17 protein-coding genes are annotated in these 17,155 nt (G+C 54.7%); 7 read left to right on the plus strand and 10 right to left on the minus strand.

Translation table 11 applies throughout. The features are described from left to right. The first annotated feature begins 4 nt into the window (after window positions 1–4). The 5 genes from ACRBCU_RS01510 to ACRBCU_RS01530 are packed head-to-tail and all read left to right on the plus strand — an operon-like array spanning window position 5 to window position 5,208. Window positions 5–493: a MarR family winged helix-turn-helix transcriptional regulator gene (locus tag ACRBCU_RS01510; RefSeq protein ID WP_431363585.1), complete on the plus strand. Its 489-nt coding sequence runs from the start codon at window positions 5–7 to the stop codon at window positions 491–493. Beyond that, the gene (locus ACRBCU_RS01515) at window positions 490–2,307 is read left to right on the plus strand and encodes a feruloyl-CoA synthase (protein WP_431363586.1); all 1,818 of its coding nucleotides are present in this window, start codon (window positions 490–492) and stop codon (window positions 2,305–2,307) included. The genes ACRBCU_RS01510 and ACRBCU_RS01515 overlap by 4 nt, the downstream gene beginning before the upstream one ends. A gap of 14 nt (window positions 2,308–2,321) precedes the next feature. Beyond that, entirely contained in the window at window positions 2,322–3,197 is an 876-nt protein-coding gene (locus ACRBCU_RS01520) for an amidohydrolase family protein (RefSeq protein ID WP_431363587.1), read from the plus strand. Beyond that, on the plus strand, window positions 3,197–3,661 hold the full coding sequence (locus ACRBCU_RS01525) for a DUF3237 domain-containing protein (protein WP_431363588.1): 465 nt from the start codon (window positions 3,197–3,199) through the stop codon (window positions 3,659–3,661). The genes ACRBCU_RS01520 and ACRBCU_RS01525 overlap by 1 nt, the downstream gene beginning before the upstream one ends. Window positions 3,662–3,663: 2 nt before the next feature. Beyond that, window positions 3,664–5,208, plus strand: coding sequence for an acyl-CoA dehydrogenase family protein (locus ACRBCU_RS01530; RefSeq protein WP_431363589.1), 1,545 nt, complete (start codon window positions 3,664–3,666; stop codon window positions 5,206–5,208). On the opposite strand, the gene ACRBCU_RS01535 is transcribed toward ACRBCU_RS01530, so the two are convergent. After that, on the minus strand, window positions 5,189–7,102 hold the full coding sequence (locus ACRBCU_RS01535) for an FAD-dependent monooxygenase (protein WP_431363590.1): 1,914 nt from the start codon (window positions 7,100–7,102) through the stop codon (window positions 5,189–5,191). The two genes, ACRBCU_RS01530 and ACRBCU_RS01535, sit on opposite strands and share 20 nt — an antisense overlap. 104 nt (window positions 7,103–7,206) lie before the next feature. Here ACRBCU_RS01535 and ACRBCU_RS01540 point away from each other — a divergent pair, with 104 nt between their 5' ends. Continuing rightward, the gene (locus ACRBCU_RS01540; RefSeq protein ID WP_431363591.1) at window positions 7,207–7,680 is read left to right on the plus strand and encodes a MarR family winged helix-turn-helix transcriptional regulator; all 474 of its coding nucleotides are present in this window, start codon (window positions 7,207–7,209) and stop codon (window positions 7,678–7,680) included. Window positions 7,681–7,765: 85 nt separating this feature from the next. Here ACRBCU_RS01540 and ACRBCU_RS01545 read toward each other — a convergent pair whose 3' ends face one another. From ACRBCU_RS01545 to ACRBCU_RS01555, 3 genes are read right to left on the minus strand one after another with little or no spacing between them, the layout of a single operon-like run. Next, a complete protein-coding gene (locus tag ACRBCU_RS01545; protein ID WP_431363592.1) occupies window positions 7,766–8,650 on the minus strand; it encodes a dioxygenase in 885 nt (294 codons plus the stop codon). Between the two features lie 28 nt (window positions 8,651–8,678). Further along, window positions 8,679–9,539 carry an alpha/beta fold hydrolase gene (locus ACRBCU_RS01550; protein WP_431363593.1) on the minus strand — a complete coding sequence of 287 codons (861 nt, stop codon included), beginning with the start codon at window positions 9,537–9,539 and terminating at the stop codon, window positions 8,679–8,681. Next, on the minus strand, window positions 9,536–9,922 hold the full coding sequence (locus ACRBCU_RS01555) for a hypothetical protein (protein WP_431363594.1): 387 nt from the start codon (window positions 9,920–9,922) through the stop codon (window positions 9,536–9,538). Before ACRBCU_RS01555 ends, ACRBCU_RS01550 begins: the two co-directional genes overlap by 4 nt. 219 nt (window positions 9,923–10,141) lie before the next feature. Between ACRBCU_RS01555 and ACRBCU_RS01560 the strand changes: the two genes are divergently transcribed. Next, entirely contained in the window at window positions 10,142–11,032 is an 891-nt protein-coding gene (locus ACRBCU_RS01560) for a LysR family transcriptional regulator (RefSeq protein WP_431363595.1), read from the plus strand. An 8-nt stretch (window positions 11,033–11,040) separates the two neighbouring features. Here the strand turns inward: ACRBCU_RS01560 and ACRBCU_RS01565 are convergent, their stop codons facing one another. The 6 genes from ACRBCU_RS01565 to ACRBCU_RS01590 form a co-directional block, all read right to left on the minus strand. After that, complete coding sequence (locus ACRBCU_RS01565; protein WP_431363596.1) at window positions 11,041–12,171, minus strand: muconate/chloromuconate family cycloisomerase; 1,131 nt, start codon at window positions 12,169–12,171, stop codon at window positions 11,041–11,043. Window positions 12,172–12,316: 145 nt separating this feature from the next. Then, window positions 12,317–13,300, minus strand: a complete 984-nt coding sequence (locus ACRBCU_RS01570; RefSeq protein ID WP_431363597.1) for a branched-chain amino acid ABC transporter permease — start codon at window positions 13,298–13,300, stop codon at window positions 12,317–12,319. Window positions 13,301–13,303: 3 nt separating this feature from the next. Then, window positions 13,304–14,167 (minus strand): branched-chain amino acid ABC transporter permease, encoded by an 864-nt coding sequence (locus ACRBCU_RS01575; protein ID WP_431363598.1) that lies wholly within the window; start codon window positions 14,165–14,167, stop codon window positions 13,304–13,306. Then, the gene (locus tag ACRBCU_RS01580) at window positions 14,167–14,883 is read right to left on the minus strand and encodes an ABC transporter ATP-binding protein (protein ID WP_431363599.1); all 717 of its coding nucleotides are present in this window, start codon (window positions 14,881–14,883) and stop codon (window positions 14,167–14,169) included. Before ACRBCU_RS01580 ends, ACRBCU_RS01575 begins: the two co-directional genes overlap by 1 nt. Then, the gene (locus ACRBCU_RS01585) at window positions 14,880–15,599 is read right to left on the minus strand and encodes an ABC transporter ATP-binding protein (RefSeq protein ID WP_431363600.1); all 720 of its coding nucleotides are present in this window, start codon (window positions 15,597–15,599) and stop codon (window positions 14,880–14,882) included. The genes ACRBCU_RS01580 and ACRBCU_RS01585 overlap by 4 nt, the downstream gene beginning before the upstream one ends. 63 nt (window positions 15,600–15,662) lie before the next feature. Beyond that, a complete protein-coding gene (locus tag ACRBCU_RS01590; RefSeq protein ID WP_431363601.1) occupies window positions 15,663–16,937 on the minus strand; it encodes an ABC transporter substrate-binding protein in 1,275 nt (424 codons plus the stop codon). Between the last annotated feature and the right edge of the window lie 218 nt (window positions 16,938–17,155).

Below are 17,155 nucleotides of genomic sequence, written 5' to 3' on the forward strand. Positions count from 1 at the left end.
TCACATGAAAAAAGTCGCTCCTCGATCCGGACCTCGTCCCGCCGCAGTTTCAGTGTCTGACGCAACCCTGCGCAGCTTCGTTGGTTATCAAATGAAACGTGCGTTTAACGTCATCCAGAGTGATCTGGTGAAGACACTAAAGCCCTTTGATCTACGTATGCTGACCTACACGGCGCTTGTGTTGATCGTGGATAACCCGGGCCTTCGACAATCTCAACTTGCTGAAGCGATGGATGTCGAGCGACCAAATATGGTTGTTATCATTGATGAATTAGAGCGACGCGAATTGATTACGCGCGATCGGGTGCAAACGGATCGCCGCGCCTATGCGCTTAAGGCGACGCTCAAAGGCAGGCGGCTTTATGAAAAGGCGATTGCTGCAGTGACCGCGCATGAGGCAGACCTGCTTCGTGATCTTGATGAAGATGCGCGCACCACGATTTTGGCTGCAATGAAGGTGATCCAGAAGGCCAAAAAGGGCGATCAGTCGTGAAGCGCACCACTAATTTTCTTGCGCATTCTGTGTCACGCGAAGACCGCGCTGACGGGACTATCTTGTTGCGCTCTGAGCATCCTTTGGGACCAGTGGTTGAAAAGACCGGTGTCTGGCTGAACAACTGGGCCGAAAAAACGCCAGAGTCTACGTTCATTGCAGAGCGCAGCGGCGCAGGCTGGCGTGAAGAAAGCTATGCTAGCACCTTGCAAAAGGTCCGAGCGATTGCGTCCTCATTGTTGGCGCGCGGCATGGGGCCTGACACGCCGATTATCATCATGTCTGGCAATGGCGTCGATCACGCCCTTCTTTCGCTTGCAGCGCAATATGTGGGCGTTCCGACCGCACCTGTTGCAGAGCAATATTCGTTGATTCACGGCGCACACGGCAGGCTACAGCATGCGATCGAACTCGTAGGGCCAACGATGGCCTATGTGATCGACGCGGATCAATATGGCGAGGCTTTAGAGCTAGATGCCTTGGACGGTATCGAAGTGGTAGCCTCGCGCAAGGGCCGCAACACCAGCGTGACGGGTTTTGATGAATTGCTCAAAGGCGATACAGGCGTTGATCTGGATGCGGCTTATGCCAAGGTAAACGCGGAAACGGTTGCCAAAATCTTGATGACGAGCGGTTCGACGTCAGCGCCGAAAGGTGTGATGACAACGCAGGCGATGATGTGTGTGAACCAGACCATGCTTGCCGACGGTTTGCCATTCCTGCGTGAACGCACACCCAGTGTTGTGGATTGGCTGCCTTGGAACCACGTCTTTGGCGGCTCACACAATTTCAATATGATGCTCGCCAATGGCGGCAGTTTCTACATTGACGATGGCAAGCCTGTTAAAGGGCTTTTTGAGCGCACGCTCGAAAACCTGTCGATGGTCACAGGTTCGCTCAGTTTCAACGTTCCTGTTGGCTATGCGATGCTGGAAAAAGCATTGCAAGGCGACGCTGCGCTGCGTCAGCGGTTCTTCCAGGATCTGGATTTGGTGTTCTATGCAGGCGCGTCCCTGCCGCAAGAGGTCTGGAGCGGCTTTGAAAATATGGCGCTGGAGGTCAAAGGCGAAATTCCTTTGATGACATCGTCCTGGGGGCTAACAGAAACGGCGCCTGCCACCATGATGCAATGCGAGCCCACGGATCGCTCAGGCGTTGTTGGTGTGCCGATGAACGGTGTAACGCTCAAACTGATCCCCGATGAAGACATGCGCTGCGAAATGCGCGTCAAAGGGCCAAACGTGATGACGGGGTATTTTGAAGACCCCGACAAAACCAAAGAGGCCTTTGACGATGAAGGCTTCTTTATCACGGGCGATGCGATGAAGTTCGTTGACGCAACTGATGTGAACAAAGGCATGAAGTTCGACGGGCGTATTTCTGAGGATTTCAAACTGCTGACAGGCACTTGGGTGCGCGCGGCGCAGCTTCGCATGGAGATGCTGGCATGCCTTGCGCCCTTGGCGAGCGATCTCATCATCACAGGCGCAGACAAGGAACAGATCGGCGTCATGATCTTCCCCGACATGGGCGAACTTGAGCGCGAAGGTTTTGATCTCAGCGATGATAGTGGAGCTATTCGCTGCGATCTCTTGGCGGGTGAGATTCACCGCCGTTTGGCCGAACGCGCACGCGGCACGAAGGGCAGTTCTTCGTTGATTTCCCGCGCGATCGTTCTGTCCGAACCCGCCTCTATGCCCGAAGGCGAAATGACCGCCAAAGGCAACCTGAACTTCCGCAAGGTGCTTGTGCGCCGCAAGGGGCTGCTTGATCGTTTGTATGACGACGCCGATCCAGCCTCCATTACGATTTAAAAGGGACAAAGCACATGATTGATATTTCCAAAGTCCGTGCGATTGATTTTCACACCCACGCAGAGGAACCCTGCGGCTGCCATACAGATGACGGTTATGACGACTTGCAATCAACAATGGCGAGCTATTTTGGCGCGCCTTGGCAGCATCCGCCTACCATCCCCGAAACTGCCGCGCATTACCGTGAAAAGAACATCGCTGCCGTGATCTTCCCTGTCGATGCAGAGCGCGAAACAGGATACCGCCGCTATTCCAACGATGAAGTGATCGAGCTGGTCAAACAGAACGATGACGTGCTGATCCCCTTCGCAAGCATCGACCCTTGGAAGGGCAAAATGGCCGTGCGCGAAGCGCGCCGCTTGATCGAGGAGCACGGCATCAAGGGGTTCAAGTTTCACCCGACGATGCAGGGTTTCTTCCCGAATGATCGCATGGCCTATCCGTTCTATGAACTTCTGGCCGAGCACGGCTCCATCGCGCTGTTCCACACGGGTCAAACCGGTGTTGGTTCTGGCATGAAGGGCGGTAACGGGATGCGGCTGAAGTATTCCAATCCGATGTATATGGATGACGTCGCGGTTGATTTTCCAGACATGAAGATCATCCTCGCGCACCCGTCTTTCCCTTGGCAGGAAGAGGCGCTGGCTGTCGCGCAGCACAAGCCGAATGTCTACATTGATCTCTCTGGCTGGTCGCCGAAATACTTCCCGCCGATCCTTGTGCGCTATTGCAATTCGATCCTTAAGAAAAAGGTTCTGTTCGGCTCGGACTGGCCAATGATCTCGCCTGATCGCTGGCTCTCTGATTTCGAAAAGATCGACATCAAGGACCATCTGCGCGAGGACATTATCAAAGGTAACGCCGCGCGTCTTTTGGGCTTGGCTGACTGATGCAGTGCCCTGTCCCCACGCTGGAAAAATCTTTCTCTTTGCGCGTTGATCTGAGCAAACCGCTAGAGCTGGGCGAAGGGCGGGCAGGGCAACGCCGCATCATTCCGATCATTGGCGGCGTGGCCTCTGGGCCGGATATTACGGGCGAGGTTTTGAACCTTGGCGCTGATTGGCAGACAATCTTTGCCGATGGCGCGGTGCATCTGGACACGCGTTATGCGCTTGAAACGCACGACGGCGCGGTGATCGAAATCGTCAACGTCGGTGCACGACACGGCCCTGCCGACGTGATGGCGCGCCTTGCTGCGGGCGAAGATGTTGATCCCGCCAGCTACTACATGCGCACTGCGGCCCGCCTTGAAACGGGCGATAAGCGCTATGCTTGGCTGAACCACACGCTCTTCGTTTGCGCTGGCATCCGCCGTGCCTCTGCTGTTGAAATCGACTATTATAAAGTGCTCTGAACATGAAACCCTTCCAAGCGCCGCTGTCAGACATTCTCTTTTCGCTCGATCATGTTGCGGGCGCCTCGGCGCTGCCAGAATGGGACAGTGAGTTTGCCGGCGAACTTGGAGGTCATTTTGCAGGGTTTGCCGAGGGCGAAATTGCGCCGCTTGATGAAAGCGGCGATATGCAAGGCTGCGCACTTAGGGATGGCCGTGTGGTCATGCCGGATGGATTTGCTGATGTTTATGCGGCCTATGCGGAGCAAGGTTGGCCCTCTCTGACTGCGCCCGAAGAATACGGCGGCCAAGGGCTTGGCGCATTGATGCTGGCGATCACCTCCGAGGTCTTTTCAGGCGCAAATCACAGCCTGCAAATGGTCACCGGACTGGTGCCTGGCGCGATCCGCACGCTGATGCGCTTTGGCACCGATGCGCAGAAGGCCAGCCATATTCCACCGCTTGCCTCGGGCGAGACCTTGGCAACCATGTGCTTGACCGAACCGAACGCGGGCTCTGATCTATCCGTTGTGCGCTGCAAAGCCACGCCCAATGGGACTTCATGGCAGATCAGCGGCGAGAAAATCTTTATTTCTGGCGGCGATCAGAACATGAGCGCGCAAATTTTGCATCTGGTCCTCGCACGCACCTCTGATGAAGGGGTGAAAGGGCTGTCGCTATTCTTGTGCCCCTCAACACGCTCAGACGGAACGCGCAATGCGGTTAGCGTCACGCGGATCGAAGAGAAAATGGGGCTGCATGCCTCCCCGACCTGTCAACTTGCCTTTGACGGGGCCGAAGCAGAGCTGATCGGCAAGGAGGGGCAAGGCTTGATGGCGATGTTCACCATGATGAACCACGCGCGCGCCGATGTGGCGTTGCAGGGCGTCGCCCACGCCGCGCGGGCCTATGACATTGCCAGCAGCTATGCAGCCGAACGCACGCAAGGGCGCGGCGCTGACGGCGCGGCGGTCACGCTTGATCAGCACGCCGATGTGCGCCGTATGCTGGATGAAATTGATGCGCTGGCCATCGGTGGACGCGCTTTGGCTCATCTGGCCTGCGTTACGATGGAAATAGGGCAAGACCCTCAACTGGTTGAGTTTTTGACCCCCGTTGCCAAGGTCTATTGCACCGAAGCAGGCATGCGCGCGGCGGAACTCGGGATGCAGGTTCTTGGTGGATATGGCTATCTGCGGGAGTATCGCATCGAGCAAACTTACCGCGACGCACGGATCACCGCGATTTATGAGGGCGCGAATGGCATCCATGAGCGCGTGCTTGCAACGCGCTTGGCGAATGGCGCGGCTGGTGATGCCTTTGAAAGCTTCGTGCAGGGTGACGCGTCCAATAGCGGGAGCGAAGCGATTGCTGAGACGCTCGATGCGTGGCGTGAAATGCGTGCGGCGCTGGGCAATGCGAGCGATCCAAGCAAACTGGCGCATCGCTTTATGCAAGCCAGCACCGACGCGATCCTTGCCTGCCTATGGGAGCGGGTGGACGCGGCCAAAGCGCATCATCCCGATCCAGAACGCTTAAAGCGCGTTGTTACACACCACCGCTCCTGACATCACGCAAGACACTTGCGAAGAAGGCTGACAGATCTTCGCGGGCTGTCAATGGCAGTACGTTAGCGATGTATTGATCCGGGCGCACAACGATCATGCAGCCCGCAGTGCGATCAATGCCGCGCATCTCAAATATGTCGCCCAGTCCCTTGTGATCGACGCAGAAAATCTTCTCGTGATCCTGAAGGCCAAACTTACCTTTATGGGGTTTGAGTAGAGTTGGCATGTTCTCATATGACAACTGTTCAAACGTCTGCTGAAAGATCGCTCGAACGTCGATCATCGCGTCGCAATCTTTGTCGCGGGGCGTATGCTTAACGACAGGAGAGGACGGATCGTTTTCCAACCACTCTGCGAGATCAAAGAGTGGCTTTTGGTCTTGCCCCGCAAAGGCATAGATCCTCCAACGCGCATCTGCTTCCGCCACATGACCCAATTGCATCTGCTTGGCATCGGCAAGGCGAACAACAGGGGCAGAATGGAACCGTCGCCCGATCTCTTGACCTGTTGCGAGCGCTTGGTACGTGGGCAAAGCGGTAAGAGCGGAGGGTTCGTATTTCACCGCAAGGCCACCCGTAAATTCGAGGTTTTCTTTGAAAGCCTGCACGAAACGCGGCTCATTGCTACTGTCGAGTTTGCTTTGTCCCGCAGGCGCAGACATGATCCGCGCCCATTCGTGGTCTGTGTCGATCAATCGCTTGGCTTCAACCCAGCGCTCTGCCGAGTAGCTGCGCAAAAGCCGCGCATCGGCGCGATTTGTCAAAACATGCACCAGTTTCCAGCCAAGGTTGAACGTGTCCTGCATCGAGACATTCATGCCTTGCCCCGCCTTGGGGCTGTGTGTGTGGCAGGCATCGCCCGCCGTAAAGACTCGCGGATTACGATCTTCGCCTGCGGGCACATCATCGAAGCTGTCTGTGAGGCGATGACCAATTTCGTAGATGGACCACCAAACGACCTCTTTCACGTCGACGCTGTAGGGGGACATGATCCGGTTGGCGGCTTCAATCAAATGATCGGCTGTGAAATTACGTGTTGAGACCCGCTCGTCCGGGTTAAGTTTGTCCAACTCGACATACATTCGGAAAAGGTAACCGCCTTCGCGCGGTAGGATCAAAATATTGCCCTCGCTCTGTGAGGCGATCAGGCATTTCTGACGCACGTCTGGAAAATCTGTATTGGCCAAGATGTCCATAACGCCCCAAGCCTGATGCGCTGCATCGCCGTGCAATTCACCGCCTATGGCTTTGCGCACGTTTGAGCGCGCGCCGTCGCAGCCAACAACATAGTTGGCGCGAACAACCTTGGTTTCGCCCCAGTTCACGCCAGTGTCCTTCAAAGTGACCGTAACGGGATGGTCGCTCGCATCAGGGTCAACGTCGACCGCCTCAACCGACCAGTTGTAATCAGGGGTTAACCGCGATGGGGCGTTGTGCATCACGTCAAGAAAGAGCTGATGCAACCGTGCTTGATTGATTAAGATATGCGGCATTTCGGAACTGTCATCAGAGACGTCCTGCACACGGCCAATGCGCTTGATATGAGCGGGGTTACTCGCGTCGGGCATCCAGAACGCGGTTTGGTTCACCCAATAGCTTTCGCGTTTAACATCCTCGGCAAAACCGAAAGCCTGAAACATTTCCATTGTGCGGGTGTTGATGCCGTCTGCTTTGCCTTTTTCAATGTTGCGAGGGCTGCTTTCAACGATCATTGTTTTGATCTCAGGAAACTGCGCCAACTGCGCAGCAAGGCAAAGCCCCGCAGGACCTGTTCCTGCAATAAGAACGTCAACTTTTTCAGGCAGAGCGGCGTTTGAACCGAACTCTCGCCACGTCGGAGCGGCCACTTTGATGTCAGGATCGCCGCCGCGAAAACCATTCAAGTAGAGTTGCATCAAGGACTCCCTTCTAAAACTGTCAAGGCTAAGCTCGTTCATTGGTAGCTATACTTACCAACGAGAGTCAAGAAAGTAAGTGTACATCCTAATTGGGCTGGATTATGATGGCCGCAAAGATGTCTTTGGATGAAGTGAGCGACGTGATGGGTATGAAATCACCAACTATGGCGGGGCATCTTATTCGCCGTCTGAACCAGATTTCGACGCAAACCTTTGCGCATCATATGCAAGAACATGGAATTGCGCTGACCCCTGTTCAGTTTGCTGCAATGGATGCGATCCACTCAAATCCTGACATCGATCAGGCAAGCGTTGCGGCGCGCATTGTATATGACAAAGCGACCATAGGCGGGGTCATCGATCGGCTTGTGCAAAAAGGCTATGTTGAGCGATCCGTTAGCAAAAACGACCGGCGCGCGCGGGCGCTTCGATTGAGCAAAGAAGGGACCAGTTTGTTCGACGTTGCAATGCCTATCGTCAGCGGTTTGCAGGATGATATCTTGCCGGGTTTAAATGCGGCGGAGAGAGAGATGTTTTTGAAACTCGCCGCGCGCGTTGTTGCCGCGCCAAGCTGAGCGCTCAAAGTTACGACCAACAAAAAAAGGCGCTCTTCTTATCGAAGAGCGCCTCAATACCATTACCTATGACGGTTTCGTCGGGTTAGGCGCTTAGGCGCTCACGATGCGACCGTGCGCCTTCACCTTTCGCGTTAGAGACAAGCACTAGATCAAACTGGATGCGCGCCACGCCATTTTCGCGGGTAATGTCGGGCGCAAGGCCGTCGCGGGTGCCAAAGGCAAAATCGTCATTCACCAACGGATCATCCGCGATGTTGATTTGCGTGGTCAGGTGGCGATACCCTTCTGCGTCGGCAAAGAAATGCACGTGCGCAGGGCGCGCTGCGTGTCGTCCAAGCGCAGTCATCAAACGATCTGTGGAGCCATCTGGTGGGCATGCATAGCCTGACGGCATGATTGTTGTGACCTCATAACGCCCATCGGCCCCGACGCGAATTTTACGGCGGTTGTTGTAGGGTGCGTTTTGTTCGGTGGGATCGAAATGTGAATAGAAACCGCGCGTGTCTGCGTGCCAGATATCGACCAACGCGCCGCCCAAGGGTGTTCCGTCTTCAGCGCTGATCACACCTGTAATGATCAAGCGTTCGCCTTCGTCTTCGTTCTCGCTCATTGTGGCGGAGCCTTCGCTGAGCGGAGCACCTTCTACATAAAGCGGTCCCTCGATTGTGCGCGGCGTGCCGCCGTCGATACCGATTTCCGCATCGCGTGCATCAAGGACAAGATCCATGAAGTGTTCAATGCCGACACCCGGCATGATCAGGCCATATTCCTCAGCGCCTTTGCCCAAGAATGACACGGCACCCCAAACTTCATCCTCTGTCAAATCGTGACGTTCAATAAGCCCAAAAACCTGTTCCAGCAAATCGCGGGTTACCGTTTTCAAGCGCTCATCGCCCTCAGATTGATTGATACCGCTCGCACGGTCCAGCAGGTCCTGTATCGGCTTGGTCGGGGTAATATTTGTCATGGTGTTTCTCCTCCTAAATGGGTTTGCCCTAAGACAAGTCTTTTGCGTCTCTCGGGGGCATTTTGTTTAAGGCGTCGATGAAATACGGGCGGAATCCTTTGGGATGCTCGCTCATCGGGAAGTGACCCAAGTCATCCATAACAACCAATGTAGAGCCGTTGATTGCATCTGCTGTTCGTTTCGCATCGTCAGGAGTGCACGTCAGATCATAAGCCCCAACCATGATGTGTACGGGCGTTTTGCTCGTATTGATGTCCCCTAGGCGCGCGATCAGGCTATCGTCGCGGGTGTAAAAGCTTAGATCGCCGCGAAACACGCCAGGCCCAGACTGTTTGAACATCCAAAGCGTGTTTTCCCTCTCAGCGCTGGGGGCATGAGGGGAGATATTGGCAGAGACCAACGCCGCCCCCATTTCGCCGCCATGGGCGTCGGGGCGGTCGAACCAGTCGATGTCATACCACGCTGGTTGGAAATCTGAGGCTTCGATTGCGATAAAGCCGCTAAATTTTTCAGGGTGCAATGCCGCCAGTTGAAGCGCGATGCGCCCCCCCATTGAGCAGCCCGCAAGGATAGGTCGATCCAATTCGAGTGCTTCGATTAAGGCGAGGATCGTTTCGATGTAAGCCTCTGTCGTGAGGAGGTATTCCTGCGTCTCAAAGTCCTCTGGAGGCAGTGATTTGCCGTGCCAAGGTAGGTCGAATGCGATCAGGCGATTTGAAGACGTTACCTCAACGTCGTTCATCAGATGACGCCACTGGCGCGTGTCCGCGCCTGCTGTGTGCAGGCACAAAACAGGGCGACCCTGCCCAGCCTCTTCAAAATAGATGCGGCGGGGGGCACCTTGAACATTGATGCTAACATAGCGACCGGTGATGGGTTCAATGCTCATGCTACAGCCCCTTCAACAGAACGCGGGAGCGCCATGACCGCTTTGAAAAACCGCAGGTTCTTGACGAGACTTAGAATGTCGCCGTCGATCTTACCGCGTCCGATAGTAACGAGGCCAAAGATGTCGTGAAACTTGGCCTCTGGAATGGGTTGCCAGAATTTCTGCAGCGCCTCTGCATCGGTTCGAAACGCAAAGCGCCAAGGCGTTTTGCGGCTGGGTCCAGGGGTTACGTCGATCAGCCGACCCTTTTCAAAGGTGAGATAGATTTCTTCGCCGTCAATTTCGATCAGAACCGTCTCTGAGAACAAACGTCCTATACGGATAAGATGCGGTGATGCATTCAACTGATGTTGAATGGTGTGGAATACCTCGATCACCTGCATCTCCCATTACAGTTCTCTTCTGCAGTGGTGCCATGTGCGATGTTCTCTTAGCCATACCGTGCGTGGTATCGGCTGATACTTTGGCCGAGGCGAACACAGGTGCTTAAAGACTTTAGACGGTGCCTGCAGAACGAGTAATGCGCGGATTGTCCTATGGTTATCGGACATGGGGCGCTATTATGGTGCCGCTTAACAACTTGAGCGGAGCTCGACGCAAAGATGAACTTTAAGCAGATGACCTATTTTGTGGCGGTCGCGGAAGAGCTTCACTTTGGCCGCGCCGCCGAAAGGCTCGATATGGCGCAGCCGCCGCTCAGTCGCCAAATCAAGCAGATCGAGGAAGAGCTTGAAGCGACCCTATTTAATCGGGGACGCAGTGCCATCACGCTTACCCAAGCGGGGGAAAAACTGTTGGAGCGGAGCAAATCTATTCTTGCTCAACTCGACGATACCAAACTTGAAATTCGCCGTTTGGGGCAGGGGGCAGAAGGGCGTCTTCGCATTGGTTTTGTCGGCTCTGCGACCTATGGGATTGTGCCAAGCATTATCAAATCCTTTCGCGCGACATACCCGTTAGTCAACATGAACCTGATCCCGCTCAATAACGCGCAACTGCAACGGCAGTTGGTGTCGCGGATGATTGATGTTGCTTTTGCGCGCCCGGCACTCAGCGATTCCGAGTTTGCGATGAAGAAGCTCGTAGATGAGGATTTGCTGATTGCAGTGCCTGATACGATGGAGATTGGAACAGGGCGCACCACAAACCTCGATATGCTCGCCGAACACAATCTCATTCTTTATCCCGAATACCCGCGCCCCAGTTATGCCGACATGGTTTTGAAGGCCTGCAAAGATGCTGGATACGATGTGCCAAACCGCGTGTTCACAATGGATCTACAAACAGCGTTAAGTCTTGTCGCGATTGGCGAAGGTGTTTGTGTGGTTCCCGCATCCGTAGGCTCGGCCACGCGCAACGGCATTCGGTTTATGCGGATCACGCCAGAAATCGGGCGCACGGCGGTTTCAATCAACTATCGGTTGGATGAACAGGGCGTTCATGTGCAAAACTTTGTTAAGGTTGCGCAAAGCGTGGCGCGAAAACTGACTTAGAAAACGGTCTAGGCGCGCGTGTCACGACGATAATATGCAACTTTGTCAGGATCCAGAGCGACACCAATGCCGTTGCCCTTGGGAACTTCGACACAGAAATCGCGATAGGTCAGCGGCTCTGTCAAAATGTCGTCGGTTAACAAAAGTGGGCCGAATAACTCGGTGCCCCAGTGGAGTGTTTCAACCGTCGAAAAAAGCTGAAGCGCGGCCGCGGTGCTCAAACCGGTTTCGAGCATCGTGCCTGCATATAATCCCAAGCCAGCGGCCTGCGCTGTGGCAATGACTTCTGAGGCGCGTTTCAAGCCGCCTGACTGGGCAATCTTGACCGCATACACGTCAGCTGCCCGTTTTGAGGCGACAGCAAGTGCATCCTCAGGACCGTTGAGCGATTCATCCGCCATAACGGCAATTTCAAATGCGCTAGTGAGTTCTGCCATCGCATCTAGATCGCGTGCCGACACAGGTTGTTCGATCAGCTCACAACCTGCCTCCTGCAAGCCTTTTAAGCCCCAACGCGCCTCCTGCAGGGACCATGCGGTATTAACGTCCACGCGAATGCTCGCTGCATCCCCAAGCGCATCTTTGATGCGGGCGACATGCGCGATGTCTTCACGTACCGAACGTTTACCGATCTTGAGTTTGAAAATATTGTGACGCTTGGATTCGATCATCTCGTGGGCTTCGGCGATATCCGTTTGCGAATTGCCAGAGGCGAGCGTCCAAGCAACCGGCATTTTGTCTGTCACAGCCCCGCCAAAGAGCTGCGACACAGGCACGCCAAGACGCTTGCCCAAACCATCCCAAAGAGCAATCTCCACAGCCGTTTTCGCAATGCGATTGCCGCGCACCAACCTGTCCATGAGCTGCAAAGCACCATTTACGTTATTACCGCTTAAGCCAAGCAGCGCAGGAGTAATGTAGGTATCTATCGCAGATTGTATGCTTTCGGGACTTTCAGGTCCGTAACTCAACCCACCGATGGTCGTGCCTTCTCCGATGCCTTCGGAGCCATCGGAAAACTTGATCCGTACCAAAACCGCTGCTTGGGATCGCATCGTCGCCATAGAAAGCACGTGGCCCCGGATCGTGGGAAGATCGAGGATCATCGTTTCGATCTGGTCGATTTTTGTCACAGGCATCACCATGCGTTTGAGTTTCGATTTGTTTCAGAATGCTGTTCTGACGGTCGGACTGTCGATGATTTGCGCGGTCTCGGTTGATACCTTACTTGCCAACAACAGCGCGCGGGTTCGGTAAATATCCATGAGGGGCAATGCGATGCATTCAATGTTCGATCCGCCGTGCCGTAGGGAAGACTGTTAGTTTCCGATTGCGGGTGATCAACCCCCATAATCCACGCGGCTCCAATAGCATGATGGCCACCGATATCGCGCCCAGGATAACCATGTACCAACTGCCGAGATCCGCCAGAAACTCTCTGAGCACAAAGAACAAGATACATCCGATAATTGGCCCTTCAAGCGTGCCAATGCCACCAATCACAACGATGAAGATCACGAGCACCGACCAATCATTCACGCTAAACGCGGCTTCGGGGGTGATCCGTAGTTTTTGCAGGAAGATCAACCCGCCAATCACACCCGTCATCGCGGCGGTGCCAACGAATACGGCGAATTTCAAATAGGTTGTGCGCACGCCAACGCTGTTCGCGGCCTCTTGATTGTCGCGAATAGCACCAAGACCCAAGCCAATGCGCGAGCGCATCAGCAACCAAATGCCAAAGACAACCGCGAGCATGATTGCGAGGGCGATCCAATAGGTCAAGCTTTCGCGCGCTGCGCGCCCATCCGCCATGTCGCGTACAATATTGGTCGGCAATGAAATCCCTGACCCGCCGCCTAGGCTGCCAATCTGCGCAAAGCTAAGACGGAAGACCTCTGCAATGACCCAAGTGCCGATAGCAAAATATGGCCCTGACAATCGAAACGCGACAAGGGCTGTGGGAAATGCGAGTATGCCAGTCAAAACACCAGCCAAGGGTAGGGCGACAAGCACGGGAAGCCCTGCAAACATCGTCAGGGTAAACAGTATATATCCACCCAGCCCGACAAAGGCTTGTTGCCCCACTGAAATAAGCCCAGAGTACCCCGCAAGTAGGTTCCACAGCTGCGCCAGAGCGAGGAAATAAAAGGCTTCAATCAAAAGCCGCATCGTGCCGCGATCCGCCCAATAAGGCCCGCTGAGCAGTGTAAGAATGACGATGCCAAGGAAGGCCGCGCGTAGCATATTAGGACCCGAAAGGTGCATGATTTAACCCCTTAGTTTTGGGAAGAGGCCCTGTGGGCGCACGACGAGTATGATGAGAAAGACGATATGCCCTGCAAGAATTTGCAACCCCGGGTCGATCTGAGCCCCGATCCCCTGCGCAACGCCGAGAATAATGCCACCCGCCAGCGTCCCCCAAAGGCTACCCAAACCACCGATGATTACGGCTTCAAACGCAAACAAGAGACGGATCGGGCCTGAAGTGGGGTCGAAGTTGGTTTTAACGGCCATCAGAATGCCAGCGATCGCAACAACAGCACTGGCAAGCGCGGTTGCGATTGCGAACAAATGTTTACGATCCGCCCCCATGAGGCCAATGATTTCGCCATCATCAGACGTTGCGCGCAAAAGGCGGCCCGTGTTGGTTTGCGCAAAGAACCAATTCAACCCGCCAAGCACCGCAACAGCCACCCCAAACATCAGCAATGGCACCGCGCCAATCGACAGGCCCGCAGTACTGAAAGAGGCGGTGTCAAATGCACCTGCGCTCAGGCGTTGAGTATCAGCGCTGAATTGCTCGAGCATCAGGTTTTGCAGGATTACAGAAAAGCCAAAAGTCACCAAAATCGAGGGCAAAATATCATGCCCGACAACGCGGTTCAGCACGAAGCGCTGCCCGAAATACCCAAAACCCGCCATCAGCGGCAGCACTGCAATCAGTGTCAAAAGCGGGTGCAGTCCGAGCATTTCGACCAAAAGTAGCGCCCCAAAGGCAGCCAAAACAATGAAGTCCCCATGCGCTAGATTCACAAACCGCATGACGCCGAACATCAGTGACAGACCGGCGGCAAAAAGCGCGTAAAGCCCGCCAAGCAGCACACCCTGCACGATGGCATTAATCCACTCCATTACTGCACCTCTTTCTGGCGGCCAAAGTAGGCGGCTGAGATCATCTCTCGTGTCATTTGCGCCGCGTCGCCAACGAGGCTGACGTGCCCTTCCTGAAAACAATAAAGACGATCCGAGACTTTCATCGCCATGCCGATGTCTTGCTCGACCACAAGCACAGCCGTGCCGCCGCTGCGTATCTTGGGTAGGGCCGCATAGATGTCCCGCACGATCACAGGGGCGAGGCCGAGACTGACCTCATCAAGCAACAACAGGGCCGGATTGCTCATAAGAGCGCGGCCAATCGCGACCATCTGTTGTTGGCCCCCTGACAATAGCGTCGCGGGAATGTCGCGCTTTTCTGCCAAGATCGGGAACAGCTCATGCACAGCAGATAGGTCCCATTGGCCTTTGCGCCCAACGTTTGCACCCAGCAGCAGGTTTTCTTCGACGCTTAAGGACGGGAACAGGCGTCGCCCCTCTGGCGACATCGCGATCCCACCGCGCGCTATTTGAAATGACGGAGTTCCTGCGATGTTTTCGCCGCGAAACAAAATGCTTTGGCGTGGCGTTGGCAAAAGCCCGGTTAGGCACTTCAAAAACGTCGATTTGCCTGCGCCATTGGCCCCAACCAGTGCGACGGTTTCGGCTTCTGCCATCTCAAATGAGATGCCAAACAGCGCTTGGAAATCGCCATAAAACGCATCGAGGTTTTTGATATCCAGCAAAGCGCTCATGCTTCTATTCCCAAATAAATGGATTGAACGTCCGGGCTTTGGAAGGTTTCTTGTGGTGGGCCTTCAACCATTTTCGCCCCGAAATTGATCACTGCAAGGCGGTCAACAACGGCGAAGAGCGCATGAACAACGTGCTCGATCCAGATGATCGAAACACCCTGCGCTTTGATGTCTTTGATAGCTGCGATCAGGCTGTCGCATTCAAGATCGGTCAAACCACCTGCAATTTCATCAAGCAACAAAACCTTGGGCCGCGTCGCGAGCGCGCGTGCCATTTCCAAGCGCTTGCGTTCCAACAAACGCAACCCGCCAGCCTGCGCGTCTGCAACGTGAGCAAGTTCCAGTTGGTCAAGTATCGTCGTGCAAAGCGCCTTTGACTCCGACCCGCCGCCACCGCCGAATTCGGCAGCGACCAGCAGGTTTTCATATACTGTTAGCCCATTGAAGGGTTTCGGGATTTGATAGGTTCGTCCAATCCCAGCGCAGCACCGTTCGGCCGCTGTCATGCGCGTGATGTCTTGGCCTTGCCACAGCACTTTGCCCTCATTTGCGGGCATAACGCCTGCAATCAGGTTAAAAAGCGACGACTTGCCAGCGCCATTCGGGCCGATAATCCCAAGCGCGTCGCCAGCATTCAGCGATAGAGTAACATCATCAACAGCGCGCACAGCGCCAAAGCTTTTTGTCAGCCCTTGGGTTTCTAAGAGTGCAGTCAACGCCGTGACCTTTCAGCAAAAAAGTGGCCCCGCTCTTTACAGAGCAAGGCCAGCTTCAGAGGATTATCCGTTAATCAGCGCGACTGACGCGGTTGTCGCAATGGCTGGGTGATCACCATTCTCAACGATGTTCAGAACAGGCTTGCCCTCTTCAATGCTCCATTGTCCGCCAACCAACGGCGTTTTGGAGATGTTCGGCACTGGTCCCGTTTGGAAGTTCACGGGACCAACGACAGATTGATAGTCAGTTGCGCGCAAAGCATCGCGGATCGAAGCAGGATCCATCGGATCGGCGCTACGCTTTAGCGCGTCAATTGCTACTTCAAAAAGGGAATGCTTGAACGCCAGAGGCATTGTCCATGGGTTGCCTGTTGCAGCTTCATAATCCGCAGCCAATTCAGCAGAGCTTTGTCCCGTAAAGCCAGAGCTGTAGGGGTGACCGGGGGACCACCAAACTTCGGTGCTAAGCCCGTCGCCGCGATCTCCGAGCGAGCTGATAACCTGCGGGAACTCCAGAGCTTTGCCGAAGGTGACAATCTTTGGTTCAAACCCTTGTTGCGCCGCCTGTAGCCAGAAGGTCGTGAAATCTGGTGGAGGCACCACGCCTGTCAAAATCTCGACACCTGCGGCCTTGAACGCGCTGATTTGCGCGCTGAAATCGTCGCTCATCACTTGGTAGCGACCCGGATCAACCAAAGTGTAGCCCTGCGCTTCGAGCACGGGCGGAAAACCGACGTCGGGGCTGCCCCATGAATTGCCGTCGGGATCATTTGGCCAAAGCGCGCCAACAACTTTGTTGGTTTCGGTCTGGTTCCAAATGCCGGTGAAGGTCGAAATGACATCCTCTAGGCCCCAGAAGAAGTGGAATGTCCAATCAAACCCTTTGGCAGGATCACCCTGACGACCAAAGAAATGCGGCTGCCATGGCGTGTCGTTTGTCAGGCATGGCACTTCGTTCAGTTCGGCCTGATCCGCGACAGGATTTGTCGTATCTGGTGTTGAGGTCGCAGTGATAAGGTGAACTTCGTCATCAAACATCAATTCCTGCGCGACCGTCGCGGCGCGGTTCGAGCTGGATTGGCTGTCCTTGACAATGAACTCGACATTGTAGGTCTCGCCGTTGATTTCCAGCCCGTTTGCGAGCTTTGTACGGAATTGTTCAAGAACAAAGGCATCAGATTCTGCGAATACGGCCAAGGGGCCGGTTTGCGGCGTGACAAAGCCGATCTTGATCGTCTTGGCTTGCGCCATCGCAGGCTTTGGCAGCGCCGTTGCTGCACCTAGTGCGGCAATCCCTGCGTTGAATTTACGGCGCGATAATTTCGCTTCATGTGTCATTTGCTTCTCCCAGTGAAACAGAGTCGCAACGCTGTTTGGGCGATCGAACTCTGTGGCGATTTGCCATTTTTGAAAGATTTGACGTTTTGTTCGGACGCTAGGAACTGAGCCGAGCAGCTCAAATTACTGACGAACTTTATGCCCTCGCGTTGGTCAATCTTACAAACTTTTGTTCGAGCGAATTGACCGACACAGACCGTTCAGCGCAATGTCCTTAA

Origin of the sequence: Planktotalea sp., assembly GCF_050633725.1 — a bacterium.
GTDB lineage: Bacteria > Pseudomonadota > Alphaproteobacteria > Rhodobacterales > Rhodobacteraceae > Planktotalea.